Here is an 18,897-nt window from a genome sequence, read left to right on the forward strand (position 1 = left end):
CCGCGTCAGCGGAGCGACCGCACTCTCCTTGCCGCCGCTCGGCCCCGGCTGGCATCCTGGGCACATGAGGTCTATCCGCTCGCTGCTTATGTAGCCGCACCGGCTCCGCCCTGATCGGGCACACCCGGTGCGGCCGCCCCTGGCGCTCCTCGGAGCGTGGGGGCTTTTTCGTGCCCGGACCCGATCACGCAGATCCCGCAGATGGAGCAGCGATCATGACCCACACGACTCCGGCTACCGCCGGAACCCCGGCGAGCCCGGTCACCGGCCAGATCAGGTCCGTGCCCCGGCCGGTCGGTAGAATCCCGCAGGTGACGACCCCCGCCGCTGAACGCACCACATCCGCACCCGAAGGCCCCCGCCACCGCTACACCCCGGCGCTCGCGCAGGAGATCGAACTGCGCTGGCAGGACCGGTGGGAGGAGCGCGGCACGTTCCACGCCGCGAACCCCTCGGGTGACCTGGTCGGGCCGGACGGCGCGAACGCCTCGGGCAGCCCCTACTTCATCATGGACATGTTCCCGTACCCCTCGGGCGCGGGCCTGCACGTGGGGCACCCGCTGGGCTTCATCGCCACGGACGTGGTGGGCCGGTTCCGGCGCATGTGCGGCGACAACGTGCTGCACACCATGGGCTTCGACGCCTTCGGGCTGCCGGCCGAGCAGTACGCCGTCGCCACGGGCGAGCACCCGCGCGGCGTGACGGAACGCAACATGGTCACCTACCGGCGCCAGCTGCGCCGCGCCGGCCTGGCGCACGACCAGCGCCGCTCGTTCGCCACCATCGACCCCGAGTACGTGCGCTGGACGCAGTGGATCTTCCTGCAGATCTTCGACTCCTGGTACGACCCCGACGCCGAGCCCGCCCCGGGCGGCACCGGCACGGGGCGCGCCCGCCGCATCTCCGAGCTGCGCGACGAACTGGCCGCCGGTACCCGCCCCGTGCCCGGGCACGACGGCGACAACGCCGGCGGTGCGGTCTGGACCGCTCTGAGCGAGGGCGAGCGGCGCGACGTCGTCGACGCCCAGCGTCTGGCGTACGTGGACTCCTCGCCGGTGAACTGGTGTCCCGGCCTGGGCACCGTCCTGGCGAACGAGGAGGTCACGAGCGAGGGGCGGTCCGAGCGTGGCAACTTCCCCGTGTTCACCAAGAACCTGCGCCAGTGGAAGATGCGCATCACCGCGTACGCGGACCGGCTGACGGACGACCTGGAGCTGATCGACTGGCCGGACAAGGTCAAGGCGATGCAGCGCAACTGGATCGGCCGCTCGCACGGCGCGCACGTGCGGTTCGACGTCGTCGGCACCGCGGACAACGACGCCGCGGGCGCGGGCGAGGAGATCGAGGTCTTCACCACCCGGCCGGACACCCTGTTCGGCGCCACGTTCATGGTGGTGGCGCCCGAGCACCCGCTGCTGGACGAGGTCCCGGTCGCCTGGCCGGACGGCACCAAGAGCGCCTGGACCGGCGGGCACGACAGCCCCGCGGTGGCCGTGGCCGCGTACCGCCAGGAGGCCTCGGGCAAGAGCGCGGTCGAGCGCCAGGCCGACGCCGGCAAGAAGACGGGCGTCTTCACCGGTCACCTGGCCGTGAACCCCGTGACCGGCACCCACATCCCGGTCTTCACCGCGGACTACGTCCTGATGGGCTACGGCACCGGCGCGATCATGGCGGTTCCCGGCGGCGACGAGCGCGACTTCGAGTTCGCCCGGGCGTACGACCTGCCGGTGATCTACACCGTCGCCCCCGCCGGCGGCCTGCCGGACGACTTCGAGGGTGCCTACGCCGGCGAGGGCGTCGCGATCAACTCGTCGAACGACGCGCTGAGCCTGGACGGCCTGGGCGTCGACGAGGCCAAGGCCAGGATCATCACCTGGCTGGGCGAGAACGGCGTCGGGCAGGGCACCACCACGTACCGCCTGAACGACTGGCTGTTCTCCCGGCAGCGGTACTGGGGCGAGCCGTTCCCGGTCGTGTGGGACGAGAACGACCGCCCGGTCGCCGTCCCGGACAGCATGCTGCCGGTCGACCTGCCGGACGTGCCGGACTACGCACCGCGCACCTTCGAGCCCGACGACGTGCACTCCGAGCCGGAGGCGCCGCTGGGCCGCAACGAGGACTGGGTGAACGTCACCCTGGACCTGGGCGAGGGCCCGCGGCAGTACCGCCGCGACACGAACACCATGCCGAACTGGGCGGGATCGTGCTGGTACTACCTGCGCTACCTGGACCCGGCCGACACCCGGCACGCCGTCGACCCCACGCTGGAGAAGTACTGGATGGGGCCGCGGCACAACGCGACGTCGGGCCCGGCGGGCGGCGTCGACCTGTACGTGGGCGGCGTCGAGCACGCCGTGCTGCACCTGCTGTACGCGCGGTTCTGGCACAAGGTCCTGTTCGACCTGGGCTACGTGTCGAGCCTGGAGCCGTTCGGCAAGCTGTTCAACCAGGGCTACATCCAGGCCTACGCGTACACCGACTCGCGCGGGGCGTACGTCCCCGCCGAGGAGGTCGAGGGTGACGAGCAGTCCGGCTTCACCTGGCAGGGGCAGCCGGTCAACCGCGAGTACGGAAAGATCGGCAAGTCGCTGAAGAACGTCGTCTCGCCGGACGACATGTACGAGGCCTACGGCGCCGACACGTTCCGCGTGTACGAGATGTCGATGGGGCCGCTGGACCAGTCGCGGCCCTGGAACACGCGCGACGTCGTCGGCTCGCAGCGGTTCCTGCAGCGGCTGTGGCGCAACGTCGTCTCGGAGGAGACCGGCGAGGTCACGGTGTCCGACGACGCTCCGGACGCGGGGACCCTGCGCGCGCTGCACCGCACCATCGCGGACGTGCGCACGGAGATGGAGGGCATGCGCCCCAACACGGCGATCGCGAAGCTGATCACGCTGAACAACCATCTGACCGGTCTGGACAGCGTGCCGCGCGCGGCGGTGGAGCCGCTGGTCCTCATGACGGCACCGGTGGCGCCGCACATCGCCGAGGAGCTGTGGGAGCGGCTGGGGCACACCGAGTCGCTGGCGCACGAGCCCTTCCCGGTCGCGGACGAGGCGTACCTGGTGGCCGAGACCGTGACCTGCGTGGTCCAGGTGCAGGGCAAGGTGCGCGCCAAGATGGAGGTCGCGCCGGACATCTCCGAGGCGGACCTGGAGGCCTCGGCCCTGGCCGAGCCGAACGTGGTCCGGTTCCTGGACGGCCGCGAGGTCCGCAAGGTGATCGTGCGGGCACCGAAGCTGGTCAACATCGTGCCGGCCTGACGGGTCGTGCGGGCCGGGTGACCGCCCGGATGCCGGGTCGTCGGTTCCCGAGGGACCGACGCCCCGACGTCCGGCCGCCCACCCGACGTCCGGCCGACCACGCCACGGGCATGTCCGAGGCCGCCCGACGTGGCAGCATGCCGCCATGGCGCAGTCCGTCCTCGACCCCCCGTCCCACTCGCACGCACACGGCGGCCCGGTGGCGCCGGCATCCGCCCGGACCAGGGGTGTCCTGGCCGCGGCGCTGATCCCGGCGATGCTCGCCACGCTCGCGGGACTGTTCCTGCTGTGGCCCGACGGCGGAGCCGTCCCCGAGCGGATACCGGCGGTCGTGGAGGGGGCGACGACGGTCGACGCCACGGTGCTCGAGGCCCCGCCCGACGGCGCGAGCGTCCGGGTGCGCCTGGCCGGCGGCGAGGAGACCACGATGGCGTCGCCCGGACCCTCGGTGCCCCTGAACCCGGGCGACCGGATCGTTGCCGTGGACATCTCGACCGTCTCGCCGATGTCGCCGGACCCGCTGGTGTTCAAGGACCACCAGCGCAAGGTGCCCGTCGGCTGGCTGGCCGCCGCGTACGCCGTCGTGGTGCTGGCCGTGGCCCGGTGGCGAGGGCTGGCGGCGCTCGCCGGGCTCGGCATCGCGTTCGCCGTGTTCCTCGGCTTCACCATGCCCGCGCTGCTCACGGGCGAGTCCGCGCTGGGCGTGGCGCTGGTGACGTCGTCGCTGGTGATGTTCGTGACGCTCTATCTGGCGCACGGTCTGAGCGCACGGACCTCGGCGGCGCTGCTCGGGACGCTGCTCGGGCTGGCGCTGACGGCGGGGATCGGGGTCTGGGCGGCGGGCGCCACCTACCTCGGCGCGGCCGACCACGACGCCCAGTTCCTCCTGACCGAGGCACCCCTGACGGACCTGCGCGGTGTCGCGTTGTGCGGGCTCGTGCTCGCGGGGATGGGGGTGCTCAACGACGTCACGATCACGCAGGCGTCGGCCGTGTGGGAGTTGCGTGAGGTCGCGCCCGGCGCGCCACGGCACGTGCTGTTCGCGCGCGCGATGCGGATCGGGCGCGACCACATCGCCTCGACCGTCTACACGATCGCGTTCGCCTACGTGGGCGCGGCGCTGCCGCTGCTCATGATGGTCTCGCTGGTGGACCAGTCGCCGGTACTGGCGCTGACGTCGGGCGAGATCGCGGAGGAGGTGGTCCGGACGCTGGTGGGCTCGATCGGGCTGGTCCTGGCGATCCCGATCACGACGGCGATCGCCGCGCTGGCGGTGCCGGGTCCGGCGCGGGAGCCGGCCCCGGAGCCGGCCGGCCCGCCGGCCCGGACACCGGTGCCCGGGCCCCCAGGGGCCTGACCGGCCGGCCGGAGTGGTCAGGCGTCCCGCTGAACCACCGCCGTTCCGCTCGTGGCCGCGACGGCGAGGTCGAAGTCCTCGGTGACGAGGGCCATGTTCACGGCGCCCCCGGTGCTCGCGCCCGCTCCGATGGCCATCGGTACCGTCGCGGCGGGGTTCACCACGTTGCCGACCGCCCAGATGCGCTCGGCGCTCGTCCGGCCCGTCTCGTCCACCTCGATGAAACTTCCCGCGGGTGTGTCGGTCCGGGACAGGCCCAGGTGGGCGAGGAACGCGTCGTGCGGCTCCGGCCGCCCGCCGGAGAAGATCGCGTCCACCGGGACGAGCGCGCCGTCCTCGGTGCGCACCCCGGTGATGGTCTCACCCTCGCCGAGCACCTCGGTGACGGGCGAGGCGACGAACTCGACCCCGCGGGCGCGGAGCCGCGCCTCGGCGCCGGGATCGAGTGCGCCGACGGCGCCGGTGAACACCACGACGTCCTCGCTCCACTGCCGTACGAGCTGTGCGCGGTGCAGGTCCGTCGGGGAGGTCACGAGCACGCCGAGGCGCCGGTCCCGCACCTCCCAGCCGTGGCAGTACGGGCAGTGCAGCACGGTCTTGCCCCAGCGCTCGGCCAGGCCGGGCACCTCCGGGAGGGTGTCGGTCATGCCGGTGGCGACGACGAGGGCCCGGGCCGACAGGCTCGTCCCGTCGTCGAGGGCGACGGTCACGGCGCCGCTCGTCTCGTCCACCCGGTCCACCCGGCCGCCGCGGATCTCGACGCCGTAGCCGGCCGCCTCCCGCCGTCCGCGGGCCAGCAGTTCGGCCGGGTCGGTTCCCTCGTTGCCCAGCACGCCGTGCATGTGCGCGGCGAAGCGGTTGCGCGGGCTTCCGGCGTCGACCACGAGGACCCGGCGCCGGGCCCGGCCCAGCATCAGCGCCGACGACAGTCCTGCCGCGCCGCCGCCGATCACGATCACGTCCCATGTCTCGTTCATGCGACAACCCTCACCGAGGCGCTAGGCTGCCTGCAAGCAATCTTGCGGTATTGGCAAGGAGGTACCGATGTCGGAGGACCTGGGACAGGTCGGCCCGCGGCTCCGCGCCGCCCGCCGCGCACGGGGCTGGACCTTGGACGACCTGGCCGCACGCGCCGGCATGTCGGCCAGCACGCTCTCCCGGCTGGAGTCCGGGAAGCGCCAGGCGAGCCTGGAGCTGTTGCTGCCGCTGACCCGCCGGCTCGGGATCCGCGTGGACGACCTGCTGCCGCCCGAGGACACCGATCCGCGCGTCCGGCGGCCGGTGATCCGGCGCGACGGGCTGATCATCGCCCCGCTCGCTCCCGAGGGCTCGGCGATCCACACCTACAAGATCACCTATCCGCCCGTGACCACCCTGCCGGAGCAGCGCGTGCACGACGGCTACGAGTGGCTCTACGTGCTCAGCGGCAGGCTGCGCCTGCGGCTCGGCGAGCAGGACCTGGTGCTCACCCGCGGCGAGGCCGCCGAGTTCGACACGCGCACACCGCACGCCCTGAGCGCCACCGGGGGCAAACCGGCCCAGGTGATCAGCATCTTCAACGACGACGGCGCCCGCATCCACACCCGGACCGATCCCTCCGGCGCGGAGGGCGGCCGGGAGGAGCCGGTGTGACGGACGGGTGGGGAGCGGCATGAGCGCCGGCGCAGGTCAGGAGCGCGAGCCGAGCCAGGGGCCCAGGACGTCCTGTCGCCCGAGCCAGGACAGGCCGCCGTCGGCGATCTCGTCCGGGCGGACGAGGGCGTCGTGGAAGGCGTCGACCAGGTCGTGGCGGACGTCCTGCTCCGCGTCCGGGCCGGCGTCGTCCGCGGATCCGACGACGACGATCCGCGTGTGCGGTTCGGCGGACGCCGCGGCCTCGTCCCAGCTGCCGAGGTCACCCAGGAAGAGCTGACCCCCGGCGCCGTCCCACAGGCACGCGGACAGCGGGCGGTCCACCACGTGGAAGACGCCGCGGCTGCGCATCCGTCCCGTGCCGAGGTCCTCGATGCGGTCCAGCAGGCGCTGGGGGTGGAACGGGCGGTCGGAGCGTAGTTCGAGGGTCCAGCTCCGGTCGCCCGCGGCTCGCCCGCCGCGCCCGGTGCCGGGTGCGCGCCGCGCCCCGAGCGGGTTGCTGCGGCGCTCGCCGCGGACGGGGTCGTACCGGCCGGCCGCGAGTTCCGCGGCCGTGACGCCGTGCAGGCCGTCGACGCGGCTGGAGTCCTCGGCGCGGATCCGGTCGATGAGTCCGGAACCGGTGGGGGCCGCGGCGGCCTCTCCGGCGGCGACGATCACGTCGGCGTGCTCGACCTGGGCGGCGAGAGCCTCGCCCACGGACCGGTCGTCGTCGGGGGTCAGGGCGATGCCGCGCTCGGCGAGGAGGTCGGCGGCGAGGAGGTCGTGCTCGAACGTCTCGACGTCCGCGACGGTCGCGGCCGTCGCGATGCGTGCTCCGTCCAGCAGTCCGCCGCGGGCCGTCTCGGCGGCGAGCGCGCGCGTGACGGGCAGGGATTCCGCGCTCACGGGTAGCGCCATGATCACGTCGGTCCAGCGTCCGTCCTCGGTGAGAGCCGCGAGCGCGGGGAGTGCGTCCTCCCGCACGGCGCAGGACAGGCAGGCGTGCTCGAGCGGTACGAGCACCTGTTCGACGACACCGGACGCGTCGACCACCACGCGCCGGATCAGGCCCTCGTCGGCGAGGATGTCGTGCCGCAGCGCCACGGTGCCGGGCGCGTCGACGACCAGCCCGAGCACGGCGGAGTCGCGCAGGACGGGATCGACCGACGCGAGCACGCTGATCGGGACGCGCCGGTCGGCGGTGTGGTGGGGCATGCGGACCTCCTTGCGTTCGGCGTGCGGGCGCCGGTGGCACCCCGCGCACAGTTGATAACCATTCTCAATGCGGGTACTGTACCCCGAGTTTGAGAACGATTGTCATGAGCAAGGAGAGGTAGTCATGTCGGCCGTCTGCCAGGTGCTCGGCACCAAGCCCGGGTTCGGGAACTCGGTGTCGCACTCCCATCGGCGCACCAAGCGCCGCTGGAACCCCAACATCCAGAAGAAGCGCTACTGGGTGCCGTCCCTCGGGCGGCACGTCACGTTGCGCGTGAGCGCGAAGGGCATCAAGACGATCGACCGGCGGGGGATCGACGTCGTGGTGGCCGGGATTCTCGCCCGCGGGGAGAAGGTCTGATGGCCAAGAAGTCGAAGATCGCCGCCGACGAGCGGCGCCGTGCGGTCGTCGCGAGGTACGCCGGGCGCCGCGCTGAGCTCAAGCGGGTGATCGCGTCGCCGGCCGCTTCCGAGGAGGAGAAGGCCGTGGCCACCGCCGAGCTCCGGCGCCAGCCGCGCGACGCGAGTGCCACGCGCGTGCGCAACCGCGACGTCGTCGACGGCCGGCCGCGTGCTCACCTGCGGAAGTTCGGGCTCTCGAGGATCCGCGTGCGCGAGATGGCGCACCGCGGCGAGCTCCCGGGCGTCACCAAGTCCAGCTGGTGATCCCCGCCGTCCGACCACGGAGAGAAGAAGGAGAACTGAGATGAAGGTGCGTGCCTCACTGCGCTCCCTGAAGGACAAGCCCGGCGCGAAGGTGGTCCGCCGTCGCGGCAGGACCTTCGTGATCAACAAGCTCAACCCGCGCTGGAAGGCGAGGCAGGGCTGATGGCCACGAAGCGCGCCGACGTGCGCCCGATCATCCGCATGGTCTCCACCGCGGGGACCAGCTTCACCTATGTCACCCGCAAGAACCGGCGCAACGACCCGGACCGGCTCGTGCTGCGCAAGTACGACCCGGTGGTCCGGCGCCACGTCGAGTTCAAGGAGTCCCGATGAACCCCCTGCCCCTCTCCCGTCCCCGGCGGGCCGCGGTTCCCTACCGGCGGGCCGGTGCGGCGACGTCCGCTCCCGCCCGCCGGGCCGCCACGGCGGTAGCGGCCGCGATCCCGCTGGTGCTGCTCGGCGCCTGCGCGCCGGCCGGCTCGGCCGGTGCGGACGGAGCCGCGGCGACGCCGTCGGCCTCGGAGAGCCGCGCGGCCACGGAGTCGCAGTCGCGTACCGCGCGCATCGCCGTCACGTACGACGGCGGTGTCAAGGTGCTCGACGCGCTCAGCCTGGAGGAGGTCGGCGACATCCCGCTCGACGGCTTCAACCGGCTCAACCCGGCCGGTGACGAGCGCCATCTGATGGTGTCGACCACGGGCGGTTTCCAGGTCCTGGACCTGGGGACATGGGCCGCGGCACACGGCGACCACGCGCACTACCGGACTGCGGACCCGGCCCTGACGGACGTGACGTACCCGGCCACCGAGCCGGGCCACGTCGTCGTCCACGAAGGGCGGACGGCGCTGTTCGACGACGGCACCGGGCAGATCTCCGTCCTGGACGCCGACCACGTGGCCGACGGCGAGGTCGCGCGGGCCGAGACCCTCCCGACCCCGCACCACGGGGTGGCGGTCGAACTCGGCGACGACACGCTCGTGGTCTCCGAGGGGACCGAGGACGAGCGCACCGGCATCCGCGTGCTGGACGCCGACGGCGAGGAGATCGCCGCGAGCGACGAGTGCCCCGGGGTGCACGGCGAGGCCATGGCAGCCGACGAGGCGGTGCTGATCGGCTGCGAGGACGGCGCGATCCTGGTGCGTGACGGCGAGATCACCAAGGTGGACGCACCCGACTCCTACGGGCGGATCGGGAACCAGGCGGGGTCCGAGGAGTCGCCGGTGGTGCTCGGCGACTACAAGGTGGACCGGGACGCCGAGCTGGAGCGCCCGGAGCGGGTCTCCCTGATCGATACGCGGTCGGGCGAGCTGACCCTGGTGGACCTGCCGTCGTCGTACACGTTCCGGTCCCTCGCGCGCGGGGACGACGGCGAGGCGCTAATCCTCGGCACCGACGGCCGGGTGCACGTGATCGACCCCGAGAAGGGGAAGCTCACCGACTCGATCGAGGTGATCGACGCCTGGGAGGAGCCGCTCGAGTGGCAGGAGCCGCGCCCGGCGATCCTGGCGCTGGACGGGTCCGTCTACGTGACCGACCCGGCGAACGACGCCATCCACGCCGTGGACGTCGAGACCGGCGAGGTGTGGAAGTCGGCGCAGCTCGGCGTGGCGGCGAACGAGATCGCGGGCGTGATGGGCGAGGCGCCCGAGCACGACGCCCACGAGGGGCACGACCACGAGGGTGAGGGTGCCGGGCACGAGGACGACAGGCACGGGGACGACGCCCATGAGGGTGACGGACACGAGGACGACGCCCACGAGGACGACGAGCACGACGAGCACGACGAGCAACAGGAGGGCTGACAGATGAAGCAGGGCATTCACCCCGAGTACGGGCAGGTGGTGTTCCGGGACCGGAGCGCAGGCTTCGCGTTCCTGACGCGGTCCACCCTGGCCGGCCGGGCCGAGGCAGGACCGGGCCGGCCGGACGCCACGATCGAGTGGGAGGACGGCAACACCTACCCGGTGGTCGACGTCGATGTCTCCAGCGCGAGCCACCCGTTCTGGACGGGCAGCTCCCGCGTGGTCGACACCGCCGGGCGCGTGGAGAGGTTCCGCCAGCGGTACGGCGCACGCGGCGCGACGCAGAACACGTCCGGCGGCGGCGCGTCCGGTGGCGTGGCTGCCGACGGCGGGCCCCGTGAGAAGGAACGTGCCTGATGGCCGTCCCGAAGCGGAAGATGTCACGGTCCCGGACGAGGTCCCGCCGTGCGCAGTGGACGACGAGCCTGCCGGAGCTCGTCGCGGTCACGACCCCGGACGGGAGTGTGGTGCGGGTGCCGCGGCGCCTGTCTCGCGCCGCCCGCCGCGGGTTGCTGTGACCGGTCGTTGAAAGCGTGGCCGCGGTCCGGGGCGGGAGTCCTGGACCGCGGCCACCGGACCAACTCCTCGACAGCCTGCCGACCGGTCGACAACCTGCCGACCGCGCGGCTCAGGAGTGCACGTGTGCCGGGAGGGGTGCGTCGTGGCCGACCTTCATGGTCAGGCTGTCCAGGATCTCGTCCGCCCAGGTGCTCGCGCGGTCGCCGTCGCGGTCCGCCACCACCACGTGGCCGATCCGGTCGTTGTTGTCCGCCGCGCGGAGCACCGTGCCCGGGCGGGGCAGGTCGTGGGCGAACACACGGGGATCGTCGGGCAGCGCGTCGGCACCGGACACCCCGGAGAGGAATCCGTCCTCCGGGGCGAGCAGGAACCGTACGGCGGCGCTCCCGGCGGCCGGTGTCTCCGCGGTGGGCTCACGGCCCAGGGCGAGATCGGTCAGGACGCGCAGCGGGTCGTAGCCCGTCACGAGCCGCACCAGGTCGAAGATGTACCCGCCGCCCTGCCGCGGGTTGAGCTCGACCAGGCGTGGTCCGTCGGCGGTGAGCCGCACCTCGGTGTGGCTGATGCCGTGGGTGTAGCCGACGGCTCCGAGCACGCGCGCGACGTGCGCGGTGATCGCCGTACGGGCGGCGCCGTCGAGCGCGGCGGGGAAGTCGTGGCCGCTCTCCACGTAGCCGACGGCGTCCGCGCCGCCCGCGACCGGGCGGCTCACCTCGGTCACCGATTTGGCCGTGACGCCCAGCACGGTGGTCACGCCGTCGCGGGTCACCGCCTCGACGCTGTACTCGGGCCCGTCCAGCACCCGCTCGACCAGGGCCAGGCGGGCCAGCGGCTGGTCGCGGGTGTTCCGCTCGGGGCCGGTGATCTCGGTGAACGCGTCGGCCAGCGCGGTTTCGTCGGCGACCCGCCGCACGGCGGTGCCGGAGTTCAGGTCGACGGGCTTGACGACGACCGGGTAGCCCAGCGTTGCCGCCGCGGCGCGCGTCTCGTCCCAGGTGGCGCCCACCGCGTGCGGGACATCGGGGATGCCCGCCCGTGCCACGGCCGCCCGGACCAGGTGCTTGTTGGTCGCGGTGCGCAGCACGCCTGCGGGAGATCCGGGAAGCCCGATCGCCTCGGCCACGACCGCGACCGTCGGCAGGTAGTAGTCGCAGGTGGTCAGCACTCCGCCGAGGTCGTGCCGGGCGGCGACGCGACGGGCGGCGGCGACCACGGCGTCGTCGTCGTTGGTCTCGGCGACGACGACCTCGGCGGCGAGGGCGAGCACCGGGTGCGTGCCGCCGCCCGGCAGCGTGTAGACCTGCGGATCGCGGGTGACCAGCACGTATTCGTGCCCGAGCGAGCGTAGTAGCGGCGGGAGGCTCAGGCCGGTGGACTGCAGCCAGCTCTCGATCATCAGCAGGGTGGGCACGGGAGGAGGGCCTTCCTTGGCTCGTCGGAACGATTCGCGCAGGATCGTATCGCGATCTTGAGATTCATTCTCACCATCGGGGGTGGTTGGCCGGGGCGGTGGCCCCGGAGGGGGCAGCTCGCGGCGCAGGGATCCGGGCGGCGGCCGGCGATGTGCCGATAGAATCGCCCGGCCATGCCACTTTTCCGTCGACACACCGAGCCCCGCGCGGGGAACCGGCTGTCCCACGCTCGCGGCCGGAGGCCGGACCCGAGCCAGGCCGTCCGTGTCGTCACCGATTCGACGTCGGGCCTGCCGCTGGACACCCGGGCGCCCGGGCCACGAGTCGTCCCGTTGCGGGTGGTGACCGAGCGCGAGTCCTACGACGAGGGCGTGGACATCACCGCCGCCGACGTCGTCCGCCTGCTCGACGACGGCGCTCGTGTCACCACGTCCCAGCCGTCACCGGAGCGCTTCGCCGCGACGTACCGGGGCCTCGCCGACGAGGGCGCCCATGCGATCGTCTCCCTGCACCTGTCGGGCGAGCTGTCCGGCACGGTCGGCGCGGCGAGCGCTGCCGCGGCACGGTCACCGCTGGCGGTGCGCGTCGTCGACTCCCGGACCGTCGGGCCCGGCCTCGGGTTCGCCGCACGCGCGGCCGCGGAATGCGCGGCGGCCGGGTGCGACGTCGCGCACGTCGCGGCGCGGGCACGTGAGGTGGCGGACTCCTCGACCTCCGTGTTCATGGTCGACACCCTGGAACACCTGCGCCGTGGCGGGCGCCTGTCGGGCCCGGTGGCCGCGCTCGGCACCGTCCTCGGTGTCCGTCCGATCCTGACGATGCGCGACGGCCGGATCGAGCTCGCCCAGCGCGTCCGTACCCGCGCGGCCGGGATGGAGCGCCTGCTCGACCTGGCGGGCGAGTCCATCGAGGTCGCGAACCGGCCGGTGGTGGGCGTGCAGCACTTCGGGGCGCCGGACCGCGCCCGCACGCTGGCGGGGCGCCTGCGCACGCGCACCCGGGCCGAGGTGGAGATCTCCGACATCAGCGCGGTCATCGGTGTCCACGTCGGCCCGGGGACGCTCGCCGTCGTCGTCGCCGACCTCGGCGGCCACCAGCACTGACGGTCGCTCAGGCGTCGAGGACCTTCCGGAGCGTGGCCGCGAAGCCGGCCGGGTCACCACCCGGATGGCCGTACTCGCCGCCCGAGAAGCCGTTGTGGCCACCGGGGAAGACGGTCGCCTCCTGGCCGAGGCGTCGTGCGATGCTGCGGGAGGTGCGCCCGGTGATCTCCTCACCGGTGTCGGCGCCCACGCCGATCACGACGCGCTGTACCGACCCGGCCAGGGCGTCCCAGTCGGGGCGGTGGCGTGGCATCCACACCATGCTGGACGAGAACATCACGTCGTCACGGGCGCCGTCGTCATCGGCGGGCATCCCGAAGGCCGCCGGGTCGGGGGCGGGGCGGTCGAGGTACTCAGGGCTCAGCTCGCCGGGCTCCATGACGAGCGCGATGAACTTCGCCATCGCATGACCCGACCCCTTGGCCTGGTACGTGTCGTGGATGTCCTGCATGGCGGCGACGATGACGTCACGGTCGGGCAGGAGCTCCGGCAACGGGGGTTCGTGCGCCACGACGGTGCGCAGCAGGTCCGGGTGGGCGGCGGCGAGTTCGAGCGCGATGACCGCGCCACCGCTCGATCCCAGGAGATCGACAGGCGTGCCTCCGGCGGTGGCCTCGATCACCCGGACCACATCGCCGACGTGGTCCGCGGAGCCCGTACCGCTGCCAGGTTCGCGGGTGCTGCGTTCCACGCCGCGTGGGTCGTACGTGACCACCACGCGGTCGGTGACGTGCTCGGCGAGGCTGTCGAAGCCGTGCGCCCCCATCGGCAGACCGATGACCACGAGCGGAGGAGCGTCGGACGGCGTCGCCGGCTCGCGCACGTCGTAGGCGAGGACGGCGCCGGGGGCGTCGAGGGTGAGGGTCTTCTTCTCGGGCATCGGAGGATCTCCTTCTGGGTCCGGACGACGGTGCGTCGGCCGGTTCATCGAGGTTGACGCCGGTGGGACGCGGAACTCATCGGTGCTTCTCGTCGTCATTCTGCCGAGACGGCCAGAGGATCGCGCGCTCGGCGTGCGGCCGAAGAAAACTGCCCGGAATCGCCGTTCGAGGTGCGCCCCTGCCCCCGGGACCGTGCGGAAGAGACGTCGACCACCTGCTGTGGATCGCCGCACCCGTGCACAGGCTGCCTCGGGTGCCTCCTGCAGCCGTGTCGTCCCTGCCTAGCGTCGGGGCATGAGAGCAGACACGGACGTGATGCCGGCGGTGCCGGCGGTGCCGGAGGACACCGACGACCTCGTGGACCGGCTACGGCAGCGGCGGTCCGCGGGCCGGGTCGCGACGGCGTACGCGGCAGCACACGGGCACCCTGTCGGAACGGACGGCGACGGCACGGGGCGTCGCTGGGCCCTCGGCGGGCGCCCGGGCCTCGTCGCGGTCGTCGCCGTGCTCCTGCTGGCCGGCCTGACCGGCGCCGTCGCGCTGGGACGGGACGCGCTGGCCGCCGGGGACGTGCGTCCGATCGCATCGGCCGGAGACACCGGGGCCGACGACGGCGTGGCGGGCGAAGCCAAGGCCGGCGGCGGGCCCGGCGGTGAGGCGGGTACCGGCAACGGACGCGGCACCGGAACCGGTAGCGGCACGGGCGCGGAGGCCGGACCCGACGGCGGCGCGGCCTGGTCCGGCGGTTCGGACGCAGGTGCCTTCGCGGGTAGCGACCCCCAGGGCGCGCCGGGCAGCGGCGTCGTCGCGCACGTGGTGGGCGCGGTGCGCGAACCCGGACTCGTCGAACTGCCCGGCGGCGCGCGCATCGCGGACGCCGTCGAGGCGGCGGGCGGGCCGACCGGCGACGCCGACCTGTCCGGGGTGAACCTGGCGCGCCCCGTCACCGACGGCGAGCAGATCCACGTGCCACGGCCGGGCGAGACACCCGCCGCCACCGGTGGTGCGCCGGGCGGGACCCCCGCAGGACCCCCGGAAACGGGCGGCGAAGGCGTCGACCTCAACACCGCCGACGCCGCCACGCTCGAGACCCTGCCCGGCATCGGGCCCACCCTGGCGCAGCGGATCATCGAATGGCGCACGGCCAACGGCCCCTTCGCGTCGGTCGACGAACTCGACGACGTCTCCGGGATCGGACCGGCCGTGCTGGAACAGATCCGCCCGGTGGCGCGCGTATGAGAAGCACCGACCTGCGGCTGGCGCCCGCCGCCGCACTCGCCTGGATCGCCGCCTGGGCGACGACCGGACAGGCCGGCGCCTGGGCGCTCGCGGTGGCCTGCGGGTGGCTCGCGGCGATCGCCGGCGCCGGGGTGATCGTGCTCGTCGCGCTGCGGGGCATGACGCGCGGCAGCGGCGTGACCCGTGGACCTGGCAGCGTCATGACCAGTGGTGTCGCCCATGTGGCACTCGCCGCCGCGTGCTCGCTCGGCGTCGTCGCGACCGGCACCGTGAAGACCGCACGTGCCGCGACGATCGAGGACCTGGCGAGTCGCGGGTTCACCGGCGAGGTGACGGGAACGGTGGTCTCGCAGCCGGAGCCGGTCCCGTGGGACAGGCCGGCCTCGGCCGGCACACCGACAGCCACCGTCCGTTTCATGCTGGATGTTCGCGAGGTGGCCGCACGGGGAGTGGCCACGGCGACACGTGCCCGAGTCGTGGTGACGTGGAACCCGGCAGCCGGTGAGCCGGGGAACGCTCGGACGGATGACGCCGCCCCGGCGGACCTGCGGTTCGGCGGAGTCGTGCGCGTGCGGGGCGGGCTGCGTCCCGCCGAACCGGGCCGGAGCGAGTCCGCACGGCTGGCCGCGGACGCCCTGACCGTGCAACGAGCCCCTCCCGCGTCGCTCCGGCTGCTCGACCGGCACCGGGACGCCCTGATGGAGGTCACCGGTGACCTCGCGCCGCAGGCCCGAGGCCTCGTACCCGGGGCGGCGATCGGTGACACCACTCGTCTGCCCGGCGAGCTGGCGGAGGCCATGAAAGCCAGCGGCCTCACGCACATCACCGCGGTCTCGGGCGGGCACTTCGCGATCGTGATCGCCCTGCTGACCGGCATCGCCGGAACCCTCGGCGCACCACGTTGGGCGCGGGTGGTGCTCCTGGCCCTGGCCGGTGCGGCCTTCGTCGCCCTGGTCCGGCCGGAACCGAGCGTGCTGCGGGCCGCGGCCATGGCCGGGTTCGCCCTGGTGGGGCTCGTGCTCGGCCGCCCCGCCCAGTCCGTGCCCGCGCTCGCGGGAACGGTGATCGGGCTGCTCGTGGCCGATCCGTGGCTGTCGCGCTCCTTCGGGTTCGCGTTGTCGGCCTCGGCCACCGCAGGGCTGGTGCTGCTCGTGCCGCCGCTGGTGGCGCGGATCGCGCCGTGGACGGGGAAGGCGTTCGCGTTCGCGCTGGCCGTTCCGCTCGCCGCGCAGGTGGCGTGCGGACCGGTGCTCGTCCTGCTCGAACCGGAGGTGTCGCTCGTGTCGGTTCCCGCCAACCTGCTCGCCACGCCCGCGCTCGTCCCGGCGACCGTGCTCGGCCTCGTCGCGACGGTTCTGGCACCGTGGTGGTCCTGGGGCGCCCACCTCGTGGCCTGGGTCGCGAGTGGGGCGACCTGGTGGATCGCGCAGGTGGCGCTCCACGCCGCGGAAATGCCCGGCCGTGCCCTGCCCTGGCCGGGCGGCCCCGGCGGTGCGCTCCTCCTGGGTGTGGCGACGGCGGCCGTGCTCGCCCTCGTACTGACCCGGCGGCCTCGGGGATGGCCGGACGACTGGCGGCGGGCGGTGCGGTCCGGGTTCCGGCGCACCTACCGTGCCGTCGCGGGCGGCGCGACAGGAGCTCGGCCGCGCCCCGGTTCCGTCCCCGGGCGAGTCCCGCCGCACGGCGACGGCAAGGGGAAGCGAACGACCCTGGTCGCCGGGATCGTGGCCGTGAGCGTGATGCTCGGAGCCGTGGCCCTGATCGTGCCGCGCGCGGTCGCTCGCTCGGCCATACCGCACGACTGGGTGGTCGCCGCGTGCGACGTCGGGCAGGGCGACGGGTTCGCCGTCCGTACGGGTCCGGTGTCGGCGGTGGTCGTGGATGTCGGGCCCGACGGCGACGCGGCTGGTCGCTGCCTCGACGAGCTCGGTGTCACGCGGGTGGATCTGCTGGTGCTCAGCCACTTCCACGCCGACCATGTGGGTGGACTGACCGCGGTGCTCGCCGGACGCGACGTGAAATCCGCACTGGTCTCCCCGCTGCTGGAACCGGAGGCCAACGCGGCACGGACCCTGGACGAACTGGCGGCGGCCGGTGTCCCCGCGCGGGCCCCTGTGACGGGCGAGCGCGGGCAGGCGGGAAGCGTCACCTGGGACGTGCTGCTCGCCGGGCCGCCTGGGCCGGAGCTCGGCACGATGTCAGAGGAAGGCCGGCCGAGCGGCGGGGAGCGCTCGGGCGCCGAGGTGAACGACGCGAGCGTCACGCTGCTCGTGCGGGCCGCAGGGCTGGACGTGGTGCTGCTCGGCGATCTCGAGGACGCGGGACAGGCCGCGCTCCTGGCACGGATGCGCGGCCGCGGGATCGCGGACGTCGATGTCGTGAAGGTCGCCCATCACGGGTCCCGGACGCAGTCGTGGGCACTGGCCGAGCAGCTGAGCCCGGCCGTGGCGCTGGTCTCCGCAGGGGAGGACAACGGGTACGGACACCCGACGGACGCGGCGCTCGACCTGTACGCGGGCGTCGGCGCGGCCGTGCTGCGCACCGACGAGTGCGGCACGTTCGGACTGACGGTCCGCCGTGGCTCCCTGGCGGTCGGCGGATGCTGACGGTTGTGGCCCGCGACTGAGCATCGTGGGCGGCGACTCCCGTGTCGCCGACCCGTCCGGTGCGCGGCGACCACGTCGATGTCCGAGTGCCGAACTACAGTTTCCCTCGTGCCTCCAGCTACCCGTCGCAGGACCGGTTCCCGCCCGTCGGCCAAGACCCCCGGCCGTTCGTGGGACGAGCCCGCGCTCGCCCCGGTCGTCCTGGTGCGCGGAGCGGAACCGCTGCTGACGGAGCGCGCCGTCGACGGCGTCGTCCGCCTCGCTCGCGAGCGTGACCCGGAGGTGGAGAAGGTGGAGCTCGAGGGCGCCACCTACACGGCGGGGCAGCTCACCGTCGCGGCCAGCCCTTCGCTGTTCGGGGAGGAGAAGATCGTCGTCGTGCGGGGCGCGGAGTCCGGCACGGAGGACCTGATCCAGGACGTCGTCGCGTACGTCGCCAGGCCGGACGAGGTGACCACGGTCGTCGTCGTGCACGGGGGTGGGCAGCGTGGCAAGAAGATGCTCGACGCCGTCACCAGGTCCGGTGCGCCCGTCATGGTCTGCGATCCGATCACCCGGGACGCGGAGAAGGCGTCGTTCGTCACGGGAGAGTTCAAGGCCGCCCGCCGGCGGGCGGACGCGGACGCCGTGCGGGCTCTGGTCGACGGCCTCGGGAACGACCTGCGTGAGCTGGCCTCCGCCTGCTCCCAGCTCATCGCGGACACGACGGGAACCATTTCGGAGGCCACCGTCGACCGGTACTACGGCGGCAGGGTCGAGGCGACCGGCTTCCGCGTGGCCGATGCGGCCGTCGCCGGGGACCCGGGCGCCGCCGTCTCGCTCCTGCGTCACGCGCTCTCGACCGGGCTCGACCCGGTGCCTGTCGTGGCCGCCCTGGCCGTCCGGCTGCGGAACCTCGCGAAGGTCGCCGCGATGCGGGGCGGCGGGATCACGGCCCGCGAGCTGGGCATGGCGCCCTGGCAGGTGGACCGCGCGACCAAGGATCTGCGCCGCTGGACCCCCGAAGGGCTGGCCGCCGCGATCACCGCTGTCGCCCAGGCCGACGCGGACGTCAAGGGGGAGACCCGCGACCCGGTCTACGCGGTCGAGAAGGCGGTTTTGGCGATAACCCAGGCTCGTCGCGGGTGATGCGGACAATACTCGGGCGGGCTCCTCGGGAATGATCGTGCGGAGTGACGTGGGCCGTCGCCGGCAGGTGGTGCCAGGCGGCCGGGCCCGGG

At 73.6% G+C, this 18,897-nt stretch carries 18 protein-coding genes; 14 read left to right on the forward strand and 4 right to left on the reverse strand.

Features of this window, described 5'->3' with window-relative positions:
• The first annotated feature begins 215 nt into the window (after positions 1 to 215).
• Both leuS and EDD34_RS05760 read left to right on the forward strand, forming a co-directional pair.
• Positions 216 to 3,263 carry a leucine--tRNA ligase gene (leuS, locus tag EDD34_RS05755; protein ID WP_123813709.1) on the forward strand — a complete coding sequence of 1,016 codons (3,048 nt, stop codon included), beginning with the start codon at positions 216 to 218 and terminating at the stop codon, positions 3,261 to 3,263.
• 145 nt (positions 3,264 to 3,408) lie between these two features.
• Positions 3,409 to 4,620 (forward strand): YibE/F family protein, encoded by a 1,212-nt coding sequence (locus EDD34_RS05760; RefSeq protein WP_123813710.1) that lies wholly within the window; start codon positions 3,409 to 3,411, stop codon positions 4,618 to 4,620.
• 17 nt (positions 4,621 to 4,637) lie between these two features.
• On the opposite strand, the gene EDD34_RS05765 is transcribed toward EDD34_RS05760, so the two are convergent.
• Entirely contained in the window at positions 4,638 to 5,597 is a 960-nt protein-coding gene (locus EDD34_RS05765; RefSeq protein ID WP_123813711.1) for an NAD(P)/FAD-dependent oxidoreductase, read from the reverse strand.
• A gap of 67 nt (positions 5,598 to 5,664) precedes the next feature.
• On the opposite strand from EDD34_RS05765, the gene EDD34_RS05770 reads away from it, so the two are divergent.
• Complete coding sequence (locus EDD34_RS05770; RefSeq protein WP_123813712.1) at positions 5,665 to 6,252, forward strand: helix-turn-helix domain-containing protein; 588 nt, start codon at positions 5,665 to 5,667, stop codon at positions 6,250 to 6,252.
• Between the two features lie 36 nt (positions 6,253 to 6,288).
• On the opposite strand, the gene EDD34_RS05775 is transcribed toward EDD34_RS05770, so the two are convergent.
• The gene (locus EDD34_RS05775; RefSeq protein WP_123813713.1) at positions 6,289 to 7,449 is read right to left on the reverse strand and encodes a GTP-binding protein; all 1,161 of its coding nucleotides are present in this window, start codon (positions 7,447 to 7,449) and stop codon (positions 6,289 to 6,291) included.
• A gap of 124 nt (positions 7,450 to 7,573) precedes the next feature.
• Here EDD34_RS05775 and rpmB point away from each other — a divergent pair, with 124 nt between their 5' ends.
• The 7 genes from rpmB to rpmF are packed head-to-tail and all read left to right on the forward strand — an operon-like array spanning position 7,574 to position 10,435.
• Complete coding sequence (gene rpmB, locus EDD34_RS05780; protein ID WP_123813714.1) at positions 7,574 to 7,810, forward strand: 50S ribosomal protein L28; 237 nt, start codon at positions 7,574 to 7,576, stop codon at positions 7,808 to 7,810.
• A complete protein-coding gene (gene rpsN / locus EDD34_RS05785) occupies positions 7,810 to 8,115 on the forward strand; it encodes a 30S ribosomal protein S14 (protein WP_123813715.1) in 306 nt (101 codons plus the stop codon). Before rpmB ends, rpsN begins: the two co-directional genes overlap by 1 nt.
• 40 nt (positions 8,116 to 8,155) lie before the next feature.
• The gene (gene ykgO, locus EDD34_RS05790) at positions 8,156 to 8,278 is read left to right on the forward strand and encodes a type B 50S ribosomal protein L36 (protein ID WP_123813716.1); all 123 of its coding nucleotides are present in this window, start codon (positions 8,156 to 8,158) and stop codon (positions 8,276 to 8,278) included.
• Positions 8,278 to 8,448, forward strand: a complete 171-nt coding sequence (rpmG, locus tag EDD34_RS05795; RefSeq protein WP_123813717.1) for a 50S ribosomal protein L33 — start codon at positions 8,278 to 8,280, stop codon at positions 8,446 to 8,448. Before ykgO ends, rpmG begins: the two co-directional genes overlap by 1 nt.
• Positions 8,445 to 9,917 carry a zinc metallochaperone AztD gene (gene aztD, locus EDD34_RS05800; RefSeq protein ID WP_246012208.1) on the forward strand — a complete coding sequence of 491 codons (1,473 nt, stop codon included), beginning with the start codon at positions 8,445 to 8,447 and terminating at the stop codon, positions 9,915 to 9,917. The genes rpmG and aztD overlap by 4 nt, the downstream gene beginning before the upstream one ends.
• A gap of 3 nt (positions 9,918 to 9,920) precedes the next feature.
• Positions 9,921 to 10,274: a type B 50S ribosomal protein L31 gene (locus EDD34_RS05805; RefSeq protein ID WP_123813718.1), complete on the forward strand. Its 354-nt coding sequence runs from the start codon at positions 9,921 to 9,923 to the stop codon at positions 10,272 to 10,274.
• Entirely contained in the window at positions 10,274 to 10,435 is a 162-nt protein-coding gene (gene rpmF / locus EDD34_RS05810) for a 50S ribosomal protein L32 (protein ID WP_123813719.1), read from the forward strand. Before EDD34_RS05805 ends, rpmF begins: the two co-directional genes overlap by 1 nt.
• Positions 10,436 to 10,545: 110 nt before the next feature.
• Here the strand turns inward: rpmF and EDD34_RS05815 are convergent, their stop codons facing one another.
• Entirely contained in the window at positions 10,546 to 11,847 is a 1,302-nt protein-coding gene (locus EDD34_RS05815) for an ATP-grasp domain-containing protein (RefSeq protein WP_123813720.1), read from the reverse strand.
• A gap of 174 nt (positions 11,848 to 12,021) precedes the next feature.
• Between EDD34_RS05815 and EDD34_RS05820 the strand changes: the two genes are divergently transcribed.
• Complete coding sequence (locus tag EDD34_RS05820) at positions 12,022 to 12,951, forward strand: DegV family protein (RefSeq protein ID WP_123813721.1); 930 nt, start codon at positions 12,022 to 12,024, stop codon at positions 12,949 to 12,951.
• 7 nt (positions 12,952 to 12,958) lie between these two features.
• Here EDD34_RS05820 and EDD34_RS05825 read toward each other — a convergent pair whose 3' ends face one another.
• Positions 12,959 to 13,831: an alpha/beta fold hydrolase gene (locus tag EDD34_RS05825; protein WP_123813722.1), complete on the reverse strand. Its 873-nt coding sequence runs from the start codon at positions 13,829 to 13,831 to the stop codon at positions 12,959 to 12,961.
• 295 nt (positions 13,832 to 14,126) lie between these two features.
• On the opposite strand from EDD34_RS05825, the gene EDD34_RS21380 reads away from it, so the two are divergent.
• The 3 genes from EDD34_RS21380 (at position 14,127) to holA (ending at position 18,805) form a co-directional block, all read left to right on the forward strand.
• Positions 14,127 to 15,071, forward strand: coding sequence for a ComEA family DNA-binding protein (locus EDD34_RS21380; RefSeq protein ID WP_281277747.1), 945 nt, complete (start codon positions 14,127 to 14,129; stop codon positions 15,069 to 15,071).
• The gene (locus EDD34_RS05835; RefSeq protein ID WP_123813723.1) at positions 15,068 to 17,677 is read left to right on the forward strand and encodes a ComEC/Rec2 family competence protein; all 2,610 of its coding nucleotides are present in this window, start codon (positions 15,068 to 15,070) and stop codon (positions 17,675 to 17,677) included. The genes EDD34_RS21380 and EDD34_RS05835 overlap by 4 nt, the downstream gene beginning before the upstream one ends.
• 108 nt (positions 17,678 to 17,785) lie before the next feature.
• Positions 17,786 to 18,805 (forward strand): DNA polymerase III subunit delta, encoded by a 1,020-nt coding sequence (gene holA, locus EDD34_RS05840; protein WP_246012209.1) that lies wholly within the window; start codon positions 17,786 to 17,788, stop codon positions 18,803 to 18,805.
• Positions 18,806 to 18,897: the final 92 nt, after the last annotated feature.

It is taken from the genome of Myceligenerans xiligouense, assembly GCF_003814695.1.
Lineage (GTDB): Bacteria > Actinomycetota > Actinomycetes > Actinomycetales > Cellulomonadaceae > Myceligenerans > Myceligenerans xiligouense.